Origin of the sequence: Bradyrhizobium sp. RT6a (genome assembly GCF_040547675.1) — a bacterium.
GTDB lineage: Bacteria > Pseudomonadota > Alphaproteobacteria > Rhizobiales > Xanthobacteraceae > Bradyrhizobium.
This window is the reverse complement of the sequence record NZ_JBEPQC010000002.1, coordinates 881,642-896,022: the sequence shown is the minus strand read 5'-3', so window position 1 is coordinate 896,022 and position 14,381 is coordinate 881,642. Positions and strand designations below refer to the sequence as shown.

Below are 14,381 nucleotides of genomic sequence, written 5' to 3'. Positions count from 1 at the left end.
GCGGTTCCCGTCGCGACATGCTTTCCAAATCGTTAACGAGGACACCCCTGACCACGCCCAGAACTACGCTAAGGACCACGCCAAGCGCTCCGCCCATCATCGTCTGGTTTCGCGATGACCTTCGCCTGTCCGACCATCCCGCGCTCCACGCCGCCGCCAAGGCCGCCGCGAAGGGCGGCGCGTCGGTGATCTGCCTCTATGTGCTCGACGACGCGGCCGGGCGAGCGCCGGGCGCGGCGGCACGTTGGTGGCTGGCGCAGTCGCTGCGGGCGCTTGGCGCCGACATTGCCACCCGCGGCGGATCGCTGATCCTGCGCAGGGGGCCGGCGGCGCGGGTGATCGCAGAGGTGGTCCGCGAGAGCGGCGCCCACACTGTCTACTGGAATGGGATCGCACAGGCGCCGCATCAGGCGGTTGAGCGGCAGCTCGAAGCTGCGCTGGCGAAGATCGGTGTGGACTCGCATAGTTTTGCCGGTGACTTGCTCGTCCCGCCCGCGGCAATCCGCAACAAGGAAGGCCGCGGCTTGCGCGTGTTCACGCCATTCTGGCGTCGCGTGCTGGCGCTCGGCGATCCGCCGAAGCCCCTTCCGGCACCCAAGGAGCTGCATTCTGCGCCGACGGTCGCCAGCGACGCGCTAGAGACCTGGAAGCTCGAGCCGGGCAAGCCCGATTGGGCCGGCGGCCTGCGCAAGACATGGACCCCGGGCGAAGCCTCCGCCCGCGCCCGCCTGCGCGACTTCCTCAAGCACACTGCATTCGGCTATGTCGGCGATCGCGACCGCCCGGACCGGGAGGGCACCTCACACCTGTCACCGCATTTGAGGTTCGGCGAACTCAGCCCGCGCCAGGTCTGGTACGCCGCGCGGTTCGCCGCGGCGGAAAATCCCGCGACCGGACCCGGTGTCGAAAAATTCCTGAGCGAGCTCGGCTGGCGTGAATTCTGCCGCCACCTGCTGCACGACCATCCCAACCTTGCCACCGAAAACCTGCAATCGAATTTCGACGGCTTCCCATGGACGCCCGACGCCAAGGCGCTCGCCGCCTGGCAGCGCGGCCACACAGGCTATCCCATCGTCGACGCCGGCCTGCGCGAGCTCTGGCATACCGGCGTGATGCACAACCGGGTGCGAATGGTGGTCGCCTCGTTCCTGGTCAAGCACCTCCTGATCGACTGGCGCGACGGCGAAAGCTGGTTCTGGGACACGCTGGTCGATGCGGATGCCGGCAGCAATCCCGCCAACTGGCAGTGGGTCGCCGGCTGCGGGGCCGACGCGGCGCCCTATTTCCGCGTGTTCAATCCGGTGCTCCAGGGCCAGAAGTTCGACCCGGATGGAACCTATGTGCGGCGCTGGGTGCCCGAGCTAAAAGACGTACCCGCCAAGCTGATCCACCAGCCCTGGCAGGCGACGCCGATCGAGCTTGCAAGCGCCGGCGTCACGCTCGGCAAGACCTATCCGCAGCCGATCGTCGATCATGCCAAGGGACGAGAGCGCGCGCTCGTCGCCTACGCAAAGATCCGCAAAGGTTGAGCGTTGCTTTGACACAATTATGAAACCCGCTATCGTCATCGCTCCATGCAAACCGTGGGGGACGACGATATGGACGACGACAAGCCGATCACCGAACAGGCGATGGACACGATCACCGCCGCCGTAGAAACGACCAAGGACGCCGCTGTCACCGCCGTCAAGCAGGTGAAGAAAGCCGCCAAGAAGGTCGCGAAGAAGGTAGCGCCGAAGAAGGCTTCCAAGAAGAAAGCCAAGAAGGCTGCGAAGAAAACCTCGAAGAAGGCGGCCAAGAAGACTTCGAAGAAAGCTGCAAAGAAGTCGTCGAAGAAGGCGGCCAAGAAAACTGCAAAGAAAACGGCAAAGAAGGCCACCAAGAAAGCTGCCAAGTCGAAAAAGAAGGCCAAGCGCTGATCGCAAAGCCCAAGTCTCCGGGTGCGGACGCGCCCGGAGACGGCTCCAGCGATACCCTACCTTCGCCGTTTGGCTGCACGCCGGCCCGGATGATGCTCGCCTTGCGGATCGCGGAATTCGCTGCGATGACCGCGCCGGTCCTCGGCGTTGAAGCGCCGCCGCTTCTCGGGTGAGCCGAACTGCTTGATCAATCTCCTGCCGTTCACCTTCTTGATGACGTAGCCGCCCTCGGTCATCGAGAACGGCTCCTTGAGCGATCCCATGTGGTCGAACTTCGTGCCGCGGGGATGCTTGAAGGGTTCGAACCAGGAGGGATAGACGAAGTTCGACATCGGGAAGCCGTTGACGACGAAGGCGTCCTCTTCGACCGCGTCGCAAACCTCGTAGGCATATTGGGTGTGCCGGGTCTTGTCGGCCCACAGATTGGCCATGGGGTCGAGCACCATCTCGAACAGCTCATGCGAGGCTGCCAGACTGACCGGGTCGTCCTCGGCCAGCGCCTTGAGGAAGATCTTCGAGATCGGCTGTCCCCGATGCGTCAATTCATGCCGCCCGAGGAAATTTTCGTGGGTCGCATCGTCGAAATAGACCAGCTGCCAGTCGGTGGGCTTCGGCTTGCGGGTGACGTCGAGATCGACGGGATAACCCCAGACCGGCAGGAAGTGCTCGTCATAGCATTTCTGCAGCGCGGCCGTGAGCCGCGCCATCATCCGCTCGCTCATCATCTCCTCTGCGTAATTGATGCAGGCAATCCGGACCGGCTTCAGGGATCTGGCGAGCAGTGCACGACGCGCCTTCTTCATGGAAATCACCGTGTGGGAGGCTGAAATGCCCCAAACCTAACACGAACGCACCCGCACGTCAGGGATGTATTCCGGGGATCCGGCCCGCCGGTCCTAGAAGCGTCGGTTGACCACGAACACCGCGGCCGCGCACATCACCATGCCCGCGATCGCCAGCGCATCGAGCTTCTCTCCGAACAGCAGATAAGCCATCAGCGCCGTCACGGCGGGCACCAGATAGAACAGGCTGGCAACAGATGTGGCGGCGGCATGGCGGATCAGCCAGTACAGCAGCCCGATCGAACCGATCGAAAGCGCCACGGCGAGCCAGGCCAGGGCGAGCATGAACTCGCGCGTCCAGTGCACCACGCGGTCCTCGAACAGGAAGGCGCCGATCGCGAAGAAGATCGTGACGGATACGTACTGCACGAGATTGCCGGCGCGCCAGTCGATCTGGTTGCAGTAGCGGCGCTGATAGAGCGTGCCGAGCGTGATGCTGATCAGCGAGACCACGGAGGCAAGCCAGCCGAGCCCGGCTTCGCCGGTCATGGGACGGCCGTGCAGGATCAGCACCACGCCGCCGAGGCCAAGCACGAGCCCCGCCCATTGCACCGGTGTCACCTTCTCCCCGAGCCAGCGGTTGGCGATGGTCGAGGTCAGAATCGGCTGAAGGCCCGGAATGAGCGCGGAGAGCCCGGCCGGAATCGAGTGCGCGATCGCGATTGCGGTGCCGCCGAGATAGAAGCCATGGACGAGGATGCCGGCGACCGCGCTGTGCGCGATGCCGATACGGTCCGGCCATTTCGGTCGCGCAATCGCGACGATGATTGCCATCAGACCGACCACGAACGCCATGCGTATGGCGAGGTAGGTCAAGGGATCGGCATTGTTGACGACGTATTTGGTGCCGATGAAGCCGGTGCTCCAGAGCAGGACGAACAGGATCGGCGCGGCGCGGGCGGTCAGGGCTTCTTGATTATGGTTCATTGCCGCCCTCATTGCCCCACAGGGAGGCAATGCGGCAATGCGAATTTCGACCAATTTTGTCGGGACGATGCTGCGCTGCGACGGAGCGACGGCTCAGCCGCTCACCATTCGTCCGGACAGGGATCGATGATCTTCCAGAGCTCGACGCCGTTCTTGATCTTTTTCATGTCGGTGGTGAGCCCGCCATTGCGGCGGATCCAGTCCTTCACCTTGTCGGGGTAATAGGCCATCAGGTCGGACGTCCCCTCCGCGCTGGTGACCTTGATGCCGAAGGTGAAGGCCTTGTCGTAGTAGGCTTGGTGGAAGCCGAGGCTGGCACGCGGCGTCACGCAGATCTTGTTCATCGGCACGATGCCGAGCACCAGGGTGCAGGCCGAGTTGCAGATGCCGTCGATGATGACGCGCTCGCCCTTCTCGCGGACGCGCTTGTACTTGGCCTTGTACTCCTCGACATAGCCGCCGTGGTCGCGGGTGATGTGCAGCTCCGCCCGCGCCGGCGAGGCGGCGAGGACTGAGAGCAACAGCAGACTCAGAAGCGTGATGCGCATGGTGAGGTGACGGCGAAAGCCTTCAGGAATGGACCGGCCTATGGACCCCAAAAAGCCGGCAACAGGAGTCTTATGCTAATTCTCTTTGGTCACACTTGTGTGGGGAATTCGTTAAGCATCTCGAAAAGGCCAAAAATGGGCAAGTCTGGACCACAGAACCGGCAATTCTGTCACACCCACTTGGGAATCTGCGGGATTGGCCCCGATTTCCGGGCTTCGGACGGGTGTTCCGGCCCCCCGAAGTGGCTATAAACGGGTGTCCTATTCGTGCGGGTTCCGGAGATTCGAGATGAGCAAGTTGAAGCTTGTAGCCGCGATTGCTGCCCTGTCGGCCGCAATCCTTGTCCCTGGCCTCGCAGAGGCGCGTGGACATCACCGGTACCACCGCCACTACACGAACCCGCTGCCCTATCCGATCAGCTATCTGCACAATTACGGACCCGGCATGACTCCCGGGACGTTCGCCTTTTACGACGGCCCGTCGACCAACCATTGCTACCAGAGCGCAGCCGCCTATGTCGGCCAGGACCGCCGCCGGCACCCCTGCTACTGAGGGGCGCAGGCGTATTCTCTGCGGGGGCCCTATTTGACGGCGCCCGACAGCAGCAATTGCTTCTCGATCTCGTAGACCGGCTGTTTGACGAGGTCCTTGCCGACCTCGCCCTGGAGTGCCTTGCGCACTACGTCCGAATAGTCGGCGCGGATCATCCCAAGCGCGCGCGGCGAGGCCACCATGGTCAAGGCCGAGGTCTCGCCTGAGCTGACGGCGGCATCGAGCCGTCCGGCGAGGCCGCGCAGGAAGGCGCGCTCGGCCTCGTCATGCCAATCAGTCTGCTCCACCGAGCTGCGCGCGCTGCCAGCCGCGCCATGGAGCCTGCCCGGGGCGTCGGTCCCTTGCGAACCGGTCGATGGATTGGGCTGTTCGTGCACCTCTCTGGTGTGGAGGTTCGGAAACATCTCGTCGCCGAGGTTTTCCAGAATGAGTGCCTTGCGCCCGTCGTACACGACCAGCCAGTCACCCTTGTCGATTCTCATTTTGTCCATTTGCACAGCTCCAAAGCGACCTCGCGAGCCTGCTCTTCGAATTGCTCGAAAGGCTGGCCACGACGCCAAGCTTAGGGACGAAGCCGCACCGGTGAATTGCGCCGGATCAAGGATGGCGGCAATGTCCTGCGGGGACGCAAACGCAAGCGCAGCATTGGTCAAGAGCTCGAAGCTGGGATAGTTTCCCGGAGCCAAAGGTCAGGCCCGCGGCGGGCTGGCTGAAGACCTGTTCATCAGCATTACATTTCGGTCCCGCCACAATTTGATCAGAACAAACTTCGATATCCCTGTATTGCGTAAGCGGAGAAAGACATCATGAAGCTTAGAATTGGCCTCGTCGCCGCGTCCCTGTTGGGTGCGTTGGTCGCATCATCGGCGGCGTCCGCCATGCCCATCGCGCCTGCTCCTGCGACGCCGCAGGTCTCGGACGTCGAGCAGGTCCGCATGGTCTGTGACGCCTGGGGACGCTGTTTCTGGCGCCCGAACTACTATGGATACTACGGGCCGCGGCCCTACTACGGTCCCCGATATGCACCGCGCTTTTATGGTGGTCCTCGCTATTACGGACCACGCTACCGCCGCTGGTGATTTTAAAGGGGCCCTCCGGGGCCCCTTCGCTTTTGCGAGATCAAGGATGTTGATCTGGAGTCATTCCAAAACTGATCTAGATCAAAGACGAAATCCGCCACGCCGTCATTCTCCGACGATGGTCGATTTGATCGTTTTTCGATGTCCCCAGACGGGCATGAATGTGCAGACCCATCTCGAGAAGCAACAGAAACAGGAGGCGCAGAGCTTTGCCTCCTTCGCCTGTCCTGCCTGTACGCGGCTGCATTTCATCGACCTCGCCTCCGGCCAGCCGATGACGCGAGACCGTTGACGACGACATCGATCCGCCGGGCTTTATGCCATGATGTCCGCAATACTACGGCCCGGAATCCGGTTTACTGAAGCGCGATGTTTCGCCATTGATGGCGATGTACTGACGTTCATTTGATTGTCACATTGCGGCAGCCGGCCACACCCATGTTGTTCGACGCCCTCGCCCCATCCTCGGCGCTTCAATTGATCGGCTTTGCCGACGTCGATGCGTTTCGGCCGATCGAGTCGATGGAGGATGCGAGAAGCATTCCGCTCGATGTCCAGAATTTCGCGGCGGCTCGCGCTCTCGTCTCCCTGCCCGGCTGCCGCATCGTCATGATGCGCTCGTTCGCGCGCATCCTGGACGCCGCCTATCGGATGCCCGGCGGGATGGTGATCCTGCCCATGACGGACGACCTTCAGGTCAATTCCAAGGGCATGGAGCTGGACGCGCGCTTCTTCATCGCGCTCCGCGGCAGCGATGAATGCCATTTCGTCGAGCGCCGGACCAATCATCATGCGATGATCATCTTCTCGCCTGGCCTGAGTGACCGGGGCTGGTTCGATCAGGTGGACGATTTGCGGGCCTTTGGCGCGAACCGCCCCGCTTTGCTCCACATACGCCAGCTCCTGCTCGACATTCTGCGAACCGCGTCGGTGCAGCCGGCCCTTTTCGAAACGACCGAGGTCGCCGCCCATCTCCAGGAAGGTCTGCTGCTCGCGCTCGACGATCTGTTTCGCATCGATCCGCTCTCAGACCGGAGTGCCTCCGTCCAGGGCGAGCGGTCGATCAAACTCGTGCAGCGGATCGACGATTACGTCGCGGCACATCCGACTGCTCCGATCTATACAGCCGATCTCGCCGGCGAGTTCGGCGTCTCGATCCGGACGCTCGGCGGCGCCGTCAGCAAGGTGCGCGGCATGAGCTTGCACCAGTACATTCGCCTGAAAAAATTGTGGGCGACCCGGTCTCGCCTTCTCAAGGGCGGCGGCGCCACCGTCACCACATGCGCGCGCGCCCAAGGCTTTCACCATTTGGGGGAGTTTGCCGCAGCTTACCGCGCGACCTTCCACGAAGCGCCGTCCGACACGCTGGCACGGGGCCGGCAAGCTGGTCCGACGGCAGGCTGACCAGGCAGGCCGCTGCGACGCTGGTTGTTGTCAGCGCCCTCTTCCGAACATATCCGGAATTGGCGCGCTCGGAGAGATTCGAACTCCCGACCCTCGGAATCGAAATCCGATGCTCTATCCAGCTGAGCTACGAGCGCCCTGGGCCCGACATTGGGCCGCAGCCGAGACGCCCCAGTTCGCTGCTGGCGGGCAGCAGGCCGGATGACGTTCGGATGGGTTCGAATTAGCAGAGAGGCCCGCCAATAAAAAGCCCTTCCCGCCCCGATTCGGGGCAGACCCGCTCTTACCAGGTGCTATCGAAGAAGCCGAAATGCGGCTGCTGCGCCATCACCATCATCGGCCGCCCTTGCTGCGGCACCGGATGCGCTCTGGCGACCTTGCGCTTGGGCTGCTGCGCTGGGGTCTGAAGTGGCTGGGCCTGAGGAGTCTGGGCCTGGGCCTGCGCCTGAACTTGCGTCTTGGCTTCGGCCTTCTTGACCGCAGCGGCATCAGCCTTCGCGGCCGGCGTGAATTGAGCGAAAGTCTCGCGGACCCGCGCCTTGGCTGTAATCTCGGCCAAGGCCGGCGACATACCCTCCACGGGCGGCTGGGGAGCCGCGGCGGCGGCGATCTTCACCGCAGGGGCGGCAAGCGGCGGCTGAGTGGTGTCGAGCACGACGCGCTCCGGCAGGTGGCGATCGGACCGGATCCGGATCAACGGCTGTTCGTTGCTTGCGGTTGCAACCGCCTGCGTCACAGGCGAAGTCGGCAGAACGTGGTTCGCCGCGAGCAGCAGTGCGAGCAAGGCTCCACCGACAAAAATGAAATACCGAAGGATAGGCATTGGCCGCGCTCCGCCCGCCGCATCCCCGCGTGGGCTCTCCGCCTCAACAGGCGATCATTTAATTGGTTCCTGCCCCAGCCATTCGGTTCAAATGGCGACGGCAAGTTTTTTGGCCAAGGCCCCAGGACAGTAACTTTTCCGCTACCGAAAAATGCCGGCCTTAGGTCCGACGTGCTGCCACAAGCGCACACTTCGCCTGATCGGCATTCACATTGACGAAGCCGACAGGAATGCGCGCAAAAGTCTTGCGGCTCTTCATGTTAACCGTATCCGCCAGAACGCGGCTGCGGTCAGTGAGATGACTGCCATCGCGCCGCGCAAAAGCACAGGCGATCTCGACATCCTTTACGGCATAGTCGTTGTCGTTGCGCAGCGTGAACGTCACCAGCGCCTTCGAGCCAAGGCCGCCGCGGCGCCAGGTCTGCGATGAAATCCTGATCCGACCGAGTTCAGCCATTGTCGGAATCTGAGCTTCGGATGGCGACGACACGACGGCCTCGTCGCCCGAAGGCGCCGTCTCGACCGATGCCACGTCAGACCTCACCGGTTCGGCACTGTTGCCTCTGGAGAGAGGGAGCAGCATCCAGACGCCGCAACCGACGATGATGGCCGCCAACAGCCACAGCAGGCCTCGCCCAAATGAAACGCTCGCGATCGTCACCGCCCGCGCCAGTCGTTCGCCGGTCCCGGCGAAACGCCCTAACCCGATGCGGTCAAACCGAGCGTTCATGGTTGCCTCACCGATCGCGGCGGAAGCACGTTCGACAACGAATTCGGCCACTGCTTACCTTAATCCGGAAGACGAACTAAGGTTCCCGCGCAGCTTTCGAGTCGGCAAGAGCGGTGGCGGTCACCGGCCGAGGCCGCTAACATGCGCTGCAACATCAAGACCCGTCGGGAGAACATGAAATGCCAGTCGTCACTTGGGATCACGTCCATCTGCGCAGCCCTGATCCAGAGGCCACGGCGGCCTGGTTGCGGGACATCCTCGGTGGCGAGATCGTGCAAGCGCCCGGACGGATCGACGTGAATCTTGGAGGCGCAAGGATCTTCATTGCGCCACTCGAAGGCGACAACGCGGTCAACCCGCCGCCGTCGCACCCGCATCAGGGCCTCGACCATTTCGGTCTCACGGTGAAGGACATCGACGCCGTCGCCGCCGAGATCAAGGCCAAGGGCGTCACCTTCACGCGCGAACCGACCACGATCCGCCCCGGCGTGCGCATCTGCTTCATCCGCGGCCCCGAAGGCATCTCCATCGAGCTGCTCGAGCGCGACAAGAAATATACCTGACACGGCGCGCGCCGCATCGGCTCACCGGTCGTCGTGCCGCCCGGAGCGCCTAAGTCATGCTGCCGGGCATGAAGCAGCGGATGGCGACGCCCATGTAGCCGTAGATCGGCCAGACCATGGTGCGTCCCACCCGGTTCGGCTCCGAGATCACGGCCTCCTCGGGCACCTCGACCCAGACGAGCTCCTGCGGTCGGCCGTCGATCACGTAGCCATAGCGTGGAACACGGACCCGATAGTGCCCGTCCTTGCTGTCCCAGTCGGTGTCCGAGAGCGCCGAGCCGTCTGCATCGGAGCAGCAAGGCCCCTTGCCGCTTCGCAGGCCGTCGAACCAGGCCTTCAATTCGGCATTGGTGTTGACGAACTGGCCGCGGTCGCGCGCGTGCCCGAAGGGGGCTGCGAGTGCGATCAGGGTCAGGGCGCAAGCGAGGCTCGCCACGCTTCGCCAGCGTGCCGCGCCGCCAATCCGCCGTTGTCGTGTTTCGCAAATCGTGGGACGCACACTGTACAGACGCGGCTTCTCGCCGCCGGAATCGATCCAGTTGCTCACGTTTGTCTTGCTCCAGCACCCCGCGGCCAGTGCAACAATGGTTATGCATTTCGCGGGCCAACTTGATTCGCAACGACTGGCCTCGCTTCATGATCAGACCGTCATGGCGGCGTCATAGACAAGCCGGGACAACTACGGCTCACGGGCAGGCGCGCAAGCCCGGCGGCCAAACTCCCGCGTTGCGTGGGCGCATGCGCTTTGGCATAAATGCCCTACCGGTTACGCCATTGGGCGATGGCGGCCGGCCTCGGGACGTTATGAAGAACGGCCTCTATTCGATTCACGTGAACCTGCTCGATGGTCGGGTCGGCAAGGGCAGCGGCGTGATTCTTTTTCGCGACGGCAAGATTCTTGGCGGCGATGCCTACCTCTATTACACCGGCAGCTACACGGTGAAGGACAATACCTTCAAGGGCGAGGTGCTGGTCCAGCGTCACACCTCGCCGCGGGGTGACGACAATCCGCTGTTCGGCGGCCCTGCCGCGGTCGGCATCGGCGTCAGCGGCACCTTCACGGAGACGCGCGGGGACATGACGGGGACCGCGCTGGTCGGCAAGGCTAGCCAGATTTTCGGCGCAACGCTGCACAAGCTTGCAGAGGCCGACTAGAGCTTCGGTTCTGATTGAATCAGAATCTCAGCTCTCAATTGTTGTTATTTCGACGTTTTCTTCGCGCGAACCGGGCATCTACTTCGCTCGAAAACGCTCGGGCTATTCCGCGGCCTGCTCGAGTGGCGCGACTCGCGGCAGGATGATCTGGATACGTGTGCCGCCGCCCGGTTCGGAATCCAGATCGAGCCGTCCGCCAAGCCTGTTCGTGACGATGCTGTAGACGATGTGCAGCCCGAGGCCGGTGCCGCCCTGGTCGCGGCGCGTCGTGAAGAACGGATCGAAGGCACGGCGGCGGACGTCGAGCGACATGCCGCAGCCATTGTCGGAGAAGATGATCTCGACATTGTCCTTGCCGGACTCGCGCACCTGGATGTCGATGGTCCCCGGCCGGCCGTCCGGGAAGGCGTGCGCCACCGCGTTGAGAAACAGATTGGTCAGGACCTGGCCGTACGGTCCGGGATAGCTGTTCATGGTCAGATCGGGCTGGCACTCGACATTGAGCGTCAGATTGTGCTTTCGCAGGCCGGGCCGCAGACTCATCACCACCTGCTCGGTGAGGTCACCGAGATCGAAGCTGCGCTGGTCCGAATAGTTGCGGTCGGCGGCGACTTGCTTGAACGATTGGATCAGCTCGGCGGCGCGATTGAGATTGGAGACGAGCTGCGAGGACGCGTCGCGGCTGGTATGGAGAAAGTCGTTGAGCGTGGAGCGGCGCAACTCGCCCCGCTCGACCTCGGCGGTGAACATCGCGGTCTTGCGCTCCAGCGCGGAGGCGACCGTGAGGCTGATGCCGACGGGATTGTTGACTTCGTGTGCGACGCCGGCGACGAGGCGCCCGAGCGCCGCCAGCTTCTCCGCCTCGATCAACGAGGCCTGGGTCTCGCGCAGATTGCGCAGCGCGGTCTCGGCGGATTCCTTGGCTTTCCGCATCTCCTGCTCGCCGCGCTTGCGCTCGCCGATATCGAGCGCCACGGTGACGATCCGCTCGATCTCGCCTTCTGCATCGAGCAGCGGCAGCTTGTTGACGAGCCATTGCCGCATGTGGCCGGAAGAATCAATGTACTCCTCTTCGTAGAAGCCGAGACCTTTTCGCAGCGTCAGCACGCGCTTGTCGCTCTCGTCGGACTTGGCCGCGCCGTAGCGCGACATCAGGTCGGCCGTGGTGCGACCCAGTGCATCGCCGGGCTCGATTCCGAAGATGCCGGCCATGTAACGGTTCATCAGCACGTAGCGCAGATCGCGATCCTTGACGTTGATGACCGCGGGCACGGTGTCGATGACCTGCTGGAGCAGGCGCCGCCCTTCGGCGATGGCGTCTTCGGCGCGCTTCTGGTCGGTGATGTCGCGCAGCGTGCCCTCGTAGCGGACGATGTTGCCCGCCTCGTCGCGGACGCCGGTGGCACTGTCGGACAGCCACAAGATGTCGCCGCCGCGCTGGCGCACCTGGTATTCGAACTCGCGCACCATGCCGTCGCGTGCCATCAGCCGCTGATATTCGACGCGTGCCTCGGGATTGACGTAGATGGTGTGGGCGATGTCGTTGATGCTGTCGATCAGCTGCTGCGGGCCATCGTAACCCATCATCCGCGCCAGCGCCGGATTGGCGTTGAGGAGGTCGCCGGCCGGCGTCGTGACATAGATGCCATCGACCGAGCCCTCGAACAGCTTCCGGTAGCTCTCTTCGGCAAGGCGCTGCTCGGTCAGTGCGCGCACCGCCGCCTCGCGCGCCGTGTCGGCCTCTTCCAGCGCGCGGCGGAACACTTCGGCCGCCCGCGCAATGTCGCCGATCTCATTATCGAGGTCGGCGGACGGGATCGAGGTGTTCTTCTCGCCGGCTGCGAGCGCGCGGATCGACCGCGCGATCTGGGCAAGAGGACGGACTGTCCGCCGCACCACGAAGCCGGCCGCGAGAATGCCGATCAGCACGCCGATGGTACCGAGCACGATGCTCTGCCAGCGCGCCTCCGTCAGCGTGCGGGCAAAGTCGCGCGACAGCACGTGGCCGCGCCGGGCGCTGACCTCGCGCAGCAATTCGGTGACGCGGCCGATCAGCCGGCCCTCGGTTCCCAGTACTTCGCGGTCGATGTCGGCGATCTGCCGTTCCCGGACAGCGACCGCGATGATAGCCTCGGCGTAATCGTTGACGGCCGATCTGAGCTTCGGATCAGCGATCCCCATCGCCCGCATGCTCTGCGCCGCCTGCTCGGCCGCGGACGGGTTGCGCGCAAGCAAACCGAGCGCGATCCGGCTCTGCGCTTCCGACAGGCGGGATGCCAGTTCTCGGTCCCCGGTGCCGGAGACAGCCGCATCGAACTGGTCGCGGAGCGGCGGCAGGCCGGCAAGTAGCTGGGCGCGGCGGTCGATCAAGGTCGAGATCCGCTCCAGCCCGCTGCGATAGGTCGCAAGCCGCTCGCTGACCCCGTCGATCATATCCTGCTGCTCGGGCACGAGCTCGATGCGGGTCTTCTTCAGGATGTCACTGAGCGTCGAGGCCGCCTCGCCCACCTGCTTGAACTGGATGCCGGCGCCGGGATCGGTGACGAAGTCGCGCGCGGCGAGCCGCAGCTCGTTCATGCGGCGGTCGATGTCCTCGGCGAGATCGCCGACGCTCTGCAGCCGCTGCAGCTCGGCAAAGGTCCTGTCGATATGCCGGATCGCGATCACGCTCGCGGTCGAGGTGACGATGATCACCGCCAGCACCAGAAGGAAGCTGCCGAACGTGAGCTGGCCGATGGAGAGCGAGAATGTTCGCTTTTTCTCAGGGGTCGGCGTCAATTCGGCGGACATTGGTGATGTGAGGACCGGGCTATTGGAGCTCCCAATATACGACGTATTGCGGTCCCGGGGGAACATGCGTCTGGCCGCCGAATATCCTTAATATTTAAGCCCTGCCGCCCTCCCTGGCCCCGGTCTTACGACGTTTTGACGTCGGCCGGCCGCCGGGCCGGGATGGTCATGGCGGCGACGCCGAGGACGACGCAGGCAAGGCCGATCCAGGCGGTCCGGCTCAGGCCCTCGCCCAGCAAGGCGACGCTGATGGCAACCCCGATCGGCACGCGGAGATAGGCCTGCGCGGTGGTGCCGACCGAGCCCAGGGTCTGGATCAGGCGGAAATAGATCACGAAGGCCGCGGCGGTCGAGAAGGTCGCCAGCGCGAGCAGCGCCAGCACGGAACTCAGCGAGGGCGACAGCGTCCAGGGCTGCTCGACGATGAGCGAGGCCGGGATCAGCGCCGCCGCCCCCGCCAGCAGCGAGCCGGCCGCAGGCGCCATGGGATCGAGGCCCTTGAAGCTGCGACCGAAGATCGCGGCGCAGGCGTAGCAGATGGTGGCGGCAACGATGGCGGCCTCCGCGACGAGGCCGCTTCCGACATCATGGACGGCATCGACGCCGACGATCAGCAGGATGCCGGCCATGCCGGCGACCACGCCGACCAGCTTTCGCGGTGTCGTCACCTCGTGACGCGTCACAACGGCCGTGAGCAGGAAGGTGAAGATCGGGCCTGCCGAGTTGAGGATGGTCGCGAGCGCGGCATCGACGTGGCGCTCGCCCCAGGCGATCAATGTCCAGGGGATCACGCTGTTGAGCACGGCCTGGAAGGCGAAGCGTTGCCAGGTCGCGGCATCAGTCGGCATCCTGATGCCCCGCGCCCACATGATCGCGAGCAGCAGCAGGCCGGCAATCGTGGTGCGCGCTGCGATCAGCGTGATCGGCGGAATGGTGGCGACGCCGAGCTTGATGAAGGTGTAGGAGCCGCCCCAGAGCGTTGCGAGCGCGAGCAGCAGCGCCAGCTCGACGGCAATGTTGTTGTCCTGCCGGTTGTCCATGTCGCGCG

Annotated in this window: 17 protein-coding genes and 1 tRNA gene; 8 read left to right on the top strand and 10 right to left on the bottom strand. The window is 63.9% G+C overall.

Annotation, left to right across the window (positions count from 1 at the left end):
- The first annotated feature begins 17 nt into the window (after window positions 1–17).
- Window positions 18–1,529 carry a cryptochrome/photolyase family protein gene (locus ABIC03_RS14135; protein ID WP_354058757.1) on the top strand — a complete coding sequence of 504 codons (1,512 nt, stop codon included), beginning with the start codon at window positions 18–20 and terminating at the stop codon, window positions 1,527–1,529.
- A 69-nt stretch (window positions 1,530–1,598) separates the two neighbouring features.
- Window positions 1,599–1,919, top strand: coding sequence for a histone (locus ABIC03_RS14130; protein ID WP_275168050.1), 321 nt, complete (start codon window positions 1,599–1,601; stop codon window positions 1,917–1,919).
- Between the two features lie 56 nt (window positions 1,920–1,975).
- Here the strand turns inward: ABIC03_RS14130 and ABIC03_RS14125 are convergent, their stop codons facing one another.
- The 3 genes from ABIC03_RS14125 to ABIC03_RS14115 all read right to left on the bottom strand — a co-directional run bounded on the left by ABIC03_RS14125 (window position 1,976) and on the right by ABIC03_RS14115 (window position 4,236).
- Window positions 1,976–2,722 (bottom strand): hypothetical protein, encoded by a 747-nt coding sequence (locus tag ABIC03_RS14125; RefSeq protein WP_354058756.1) that lies wholly within the window; start codon window positions 2,720–2,722, stop codon window positions 1,976–1,978.
- Between the two features lie 93 nt (window positions 2,723–2,815).
- Window positions 2,816–3,688, bottom strand: coding sequence for a DMT family transporter (locus ABIC03_RS14120; RefSeq protein ID WP_354058755.1), 873 nt, complete (start codon window positions 3,686–3,688; stop codon window positions 2,816–2,818).
- A gap of 101 nt (window positions 3,689–3,789) precedes the next feature.
- Window positions 3,790–4,236, bottom strand: a complete 447-nt coding sequence (locus ABIC03_RS14115) for a hypothetical protein (RefSeq protein WP_354058754.1) — start codon at window positions 4,234–4,236, stop codon at window positions 3,790–3,792.
- A gap of 289 nt (window positions 4,237–4,525) precedes the next feature.
- On the opposite strand from ABIC03_RS14115, the gene ABIC03_RS14110 reads away from it, so the two are divergent.
- Window positions 4,526–4,789 (top strand): hypothetical protein, encoded by a 264-nt coding sequence (locus ABIC03_RS14110; protein ID WP_275168054.1) that lies wholly within the window; start codon window positions 4,526–4,528, stop codon window positions 4,787–4,789.
- 29 nt (window positions 4,790–4,818) lie between these two features.
- Here ABIC03_RS14110 and ABIC03_RS14105 read toward each other — a convergent pair whose 3' ends face one another.
- On the bottom strand, window positions 4,819–5,280 hold the full coding sequence (locus ABIC03_RS14105; protein ID WP_354058753.1) for a host attachment protein: 462 nt from the start codon (window positions 5,278–5,280) through the stop codon (window positions 4,819–4,821).
- 315 nt (window positions 5,281–5,595) lie between these two features.
- Here ABIC03_RS14105 and ABIC03_RS14100 point away from each other — a divergent pair, with 315 nt between their 5' ends.
- From ABIC03_RS14100 to ABIC03_RS14090, 3 genes are all read left to right on the top strand, one after another.
- Window positions 5,596–5,868 carry a hypothetical protein gene (locus tag ABIC03_RS14100; RefSeq protein ID WP_354058752.1) on the top strand — a complete coding sequence of 91 codons (273 nt, stop codon included), beginning with the start codon at window positions 5,596–5,598 and terminating at the stop codon, window positions 5,866–5,868.
- 157 nt (window positions 5,869–6,025) lie between these two features.
- Complete coding sequence (locus tag ABIC03_RS14095) at window positions 6,026–6,160, top strand: hypothetical protein (RefSeq protein ID WP_354058751.1); 135 nt, start codon at window positions 6,026–6,028, stop codon at window positions 6,158–6,160.
- A 146-nt stretch (window positions 6,161–6,306) separates the two neighbouring features.
- Complete coding sequence (locus ABIC03_RS14090) at window positions 6,307–7,272, top strand: AraC family transcriptional regulator (RefSeq protein ID WP_354058750.1); 966 nt, start codon at window positions 6,307–6,309, stop codon at window positions 7,270–7,272.
- Window positions 7,273–7,332: 60 nt separating this feature from the next.
- Here the strand turns inward: ABIC03_RS14090 and ABIC03_RS14085 are convergent.
- From ABIC03_RS14085 to ABIC03_RS14075, 3 genes are all read right to left on the bottom strand, one after another.
- A tRNA-Arg gene (locus ABIC03_RS14085) sits at window positions 7,333–7,409 on the bottom strand.
- Window positions 7,410–7,555: 146 nt separating this feature from the next.
- Entirely contained in the window at window positions 7,556–8,095 is a 540-nt protein-coding gene (locus ABIC03_RS14080) for a hypothetical protein (RefSeq protein WP_275168058.1), read from the bottom strand.
- Between the two features lie 160 nt (window positions 8,096–8,255).
- A complete protein-coding gene (locus ABIC03_RS14075; protein ID WP_354058749.1) occupies window positions 8,256–8,825 on the bottom strand; it encodes a hypothetical protein in 570 nt (189 codons plus the stop codon).
- A gap of 179 nt (window positions 8,826–9,004) precedes the next feature.
- Here ABIC03_RS14075 and ABIC03_RS14070 point away from each other — a divergent pair, with 179 nt between their 5' ends.
- Window positions 9,005–9,388 (top strand): VOC family protein, encoded by a 384-nt coding sequence (locus ABIC03_RS14070; RefSeq protein WP_275168059.1) that lies wholly within the window; start codon window positions 9,005–9,007, stop codon window positions 9,386–9,388.
- 49 nt (window positions 9,389–9,437) lie between these two features.
- Here the strand turns inward: ABIC03_RS14070 and ABIC03_RS14065 are convergent, their stop codons facing one another.
- A complete protein-coding gene (locus tag ABIC03_RS14065) occupies window positions 9,438–9,935 on the bottom strand; it encodes a hypothetical protein (protein ID WP_275168061.1) in 498 nt (165 codons plus the stop codon).
- A gap of 257 nt (window positions 9,936–10,192) precedes the next feature.
- Here ABIC03_RS14065 and ABIC03_RS14060 point away from each other — a divergent pair, with 257 nt between their 5' ends.
- The gene (locus ABIC03_RS14060) at window positions 10,193–10,543 is read left to right on the top strand and encodes a GrlR family regulatory protein (RefSeq protein ID WP_007603093.1); all 351 of its coding nucleotides are present in this window, start codon (window positions 10,193–10,195) and stop codon (window positions 10,541–10,543) included.
- A gap of 102 nt (window positions 10,544–10,645) precedes the next feature.
- Here the strand turns inward: ABIC03_RS14060 and ABIC03_RS14055 are convergent, their stop codons facing one another.
- Both ABIC03_RS14055 and ABIC03_RS14050 read right to left on the bottom strand, forming a co-directional pair.
- Window positions 10,646–13,333, bottom strand: coding sequence for a PAS domain S-box protein (locus tag ABIC03_RS14055; protein ID WP_354058748.1), 2,688 nt, complete (start codon window positions 13,331–13,333; stop codon window positions 10,646–10,648).
- Between the two features lie 125 nt (window positions 13,334–13,458).
- The gene (locus ABIC03_RS14050) at window positions 13,459–14,373 is read right to left on the bottom strand and encodes a DMT family transporter (RefSeq protein WP_354058747.1); all 915 of its coding nucleotides are present in this window, start codon (window positions 14,371–14,373) and stop codon (window positions 13,459–13,461) included.
- Between the last annotated feature and the right edge of the window lie 8 nt (window positions 14,374–14,381).

Coding starts and splice junctions, on each gene's coding strand:
- ABIC03_RS14075 (WP_354058749.1), bottom strand. CDS start 8,825: ATGAACGCTCGGTTTGACCGCATCGGGTTAGGGCGTTTCGCCGGGACC.
- ABIC03_RS14095 (WP_354058751.1), top strand. CDS start 6,026: ATGAATGTGCAGACCCATCTCGAGAAGCAACAGAAACAGGAGGCGCAG.
- ABIC03_RS14060 (WP_007603093.1), top strand. CDS start 10,193: ATGAAGAACGGCCTCTATTCGATTCACGTGAACCTGCTCGATGGTCGG.
- ABIC03_RS14105 (WP_354058753.1), bottom strand. CDS start 5,280: ATGGACAAAATGAGAATCGACAAGGGTGACTGGCTGGTCGTGTACGAC.
- ABIC03_RS14115 (WP_354058754.1), bottom strand. CDS start 4,236: ATGCGCATCACGCTTCTGAGTCTGCTGTTGCTCTCAGTCCTCGCCGCC.
- ABIC03_RS14125 (WP_354058756.1), bottom strand. CDS start 2,722: ATGAAGAAGGCGCGTCGTGCACTGCTCGCCAGATCCCTGAAGCCGGTC.
- ABIC03_RS14050 (WP_354058747.1), bottom strand. CDS start 14,373: ATGGACAACCGGCAGGACAACAACATTGCCGTCGAGCTGGCGCTGCTG.
- ABIC03_RS14100 (WP_354058752.1), top strand. CDS start 5,596: ATGAAGCTTAGAATTGGCCTCGTCGCCGCGTCCCTGTTGGGTGCGTTG.
- ABIC03_RS14070 (WP_275168059.1), top strand. CDS start 9,005: ATGCCAGTCGTCACTTGGGATCACGTCCATCTGCGCAGCCCTGATCCA.
- ABIC03_RS14130 (WP_275168050.1), top strand. CDS start 1,599: ATGGACGACGACAAGCCGATCACCGAACAGGCGATGGACACGATCACC.
- ABIC03_RS14055 (WP_354058748.1), bottom strand. CDS start 13,333: ATGTCCGCCGAATTGACGCCGACCCCTGAGAAAAAGCGAACATTCTCG.
- ABIC03_RS14090 (WP_354058750.1), top strand. CDS start 6,307: ATGTTGTTCGACGCCCTCGCCCCATCCTCGGCGCTTCAATTGATCGGC.
- ABIC03_RS14080 (WP_275168058.1), bottom strand. CDS start 8,095: ATGCCTATCCTTCGGTATTTCATTTTTGTCGGTGGAGCCTTGCTCGCA.
- ABIC03_RS14120 (WP_354058755.1), bottom strand. CDS start 3,688: ATGAACCATAATCAAGAAGCCCTGACCGCCCGCGCCGCGCCGATCCTG.
- ABIC03_RS14110 (WP_275168054.1), top strand. CDS start 4,526: ATGAGCAAGTTGAAGCTTGTAGCCGCGATTGCTGCCCTGTCGGCCGCA.
- ABIC03_RS14135 (WP_354058757.1), top strand. CDS start 18: ATGCTTTCCAAATCGTTAACGAGGACACCCCTGACCACGCCCAGAACT.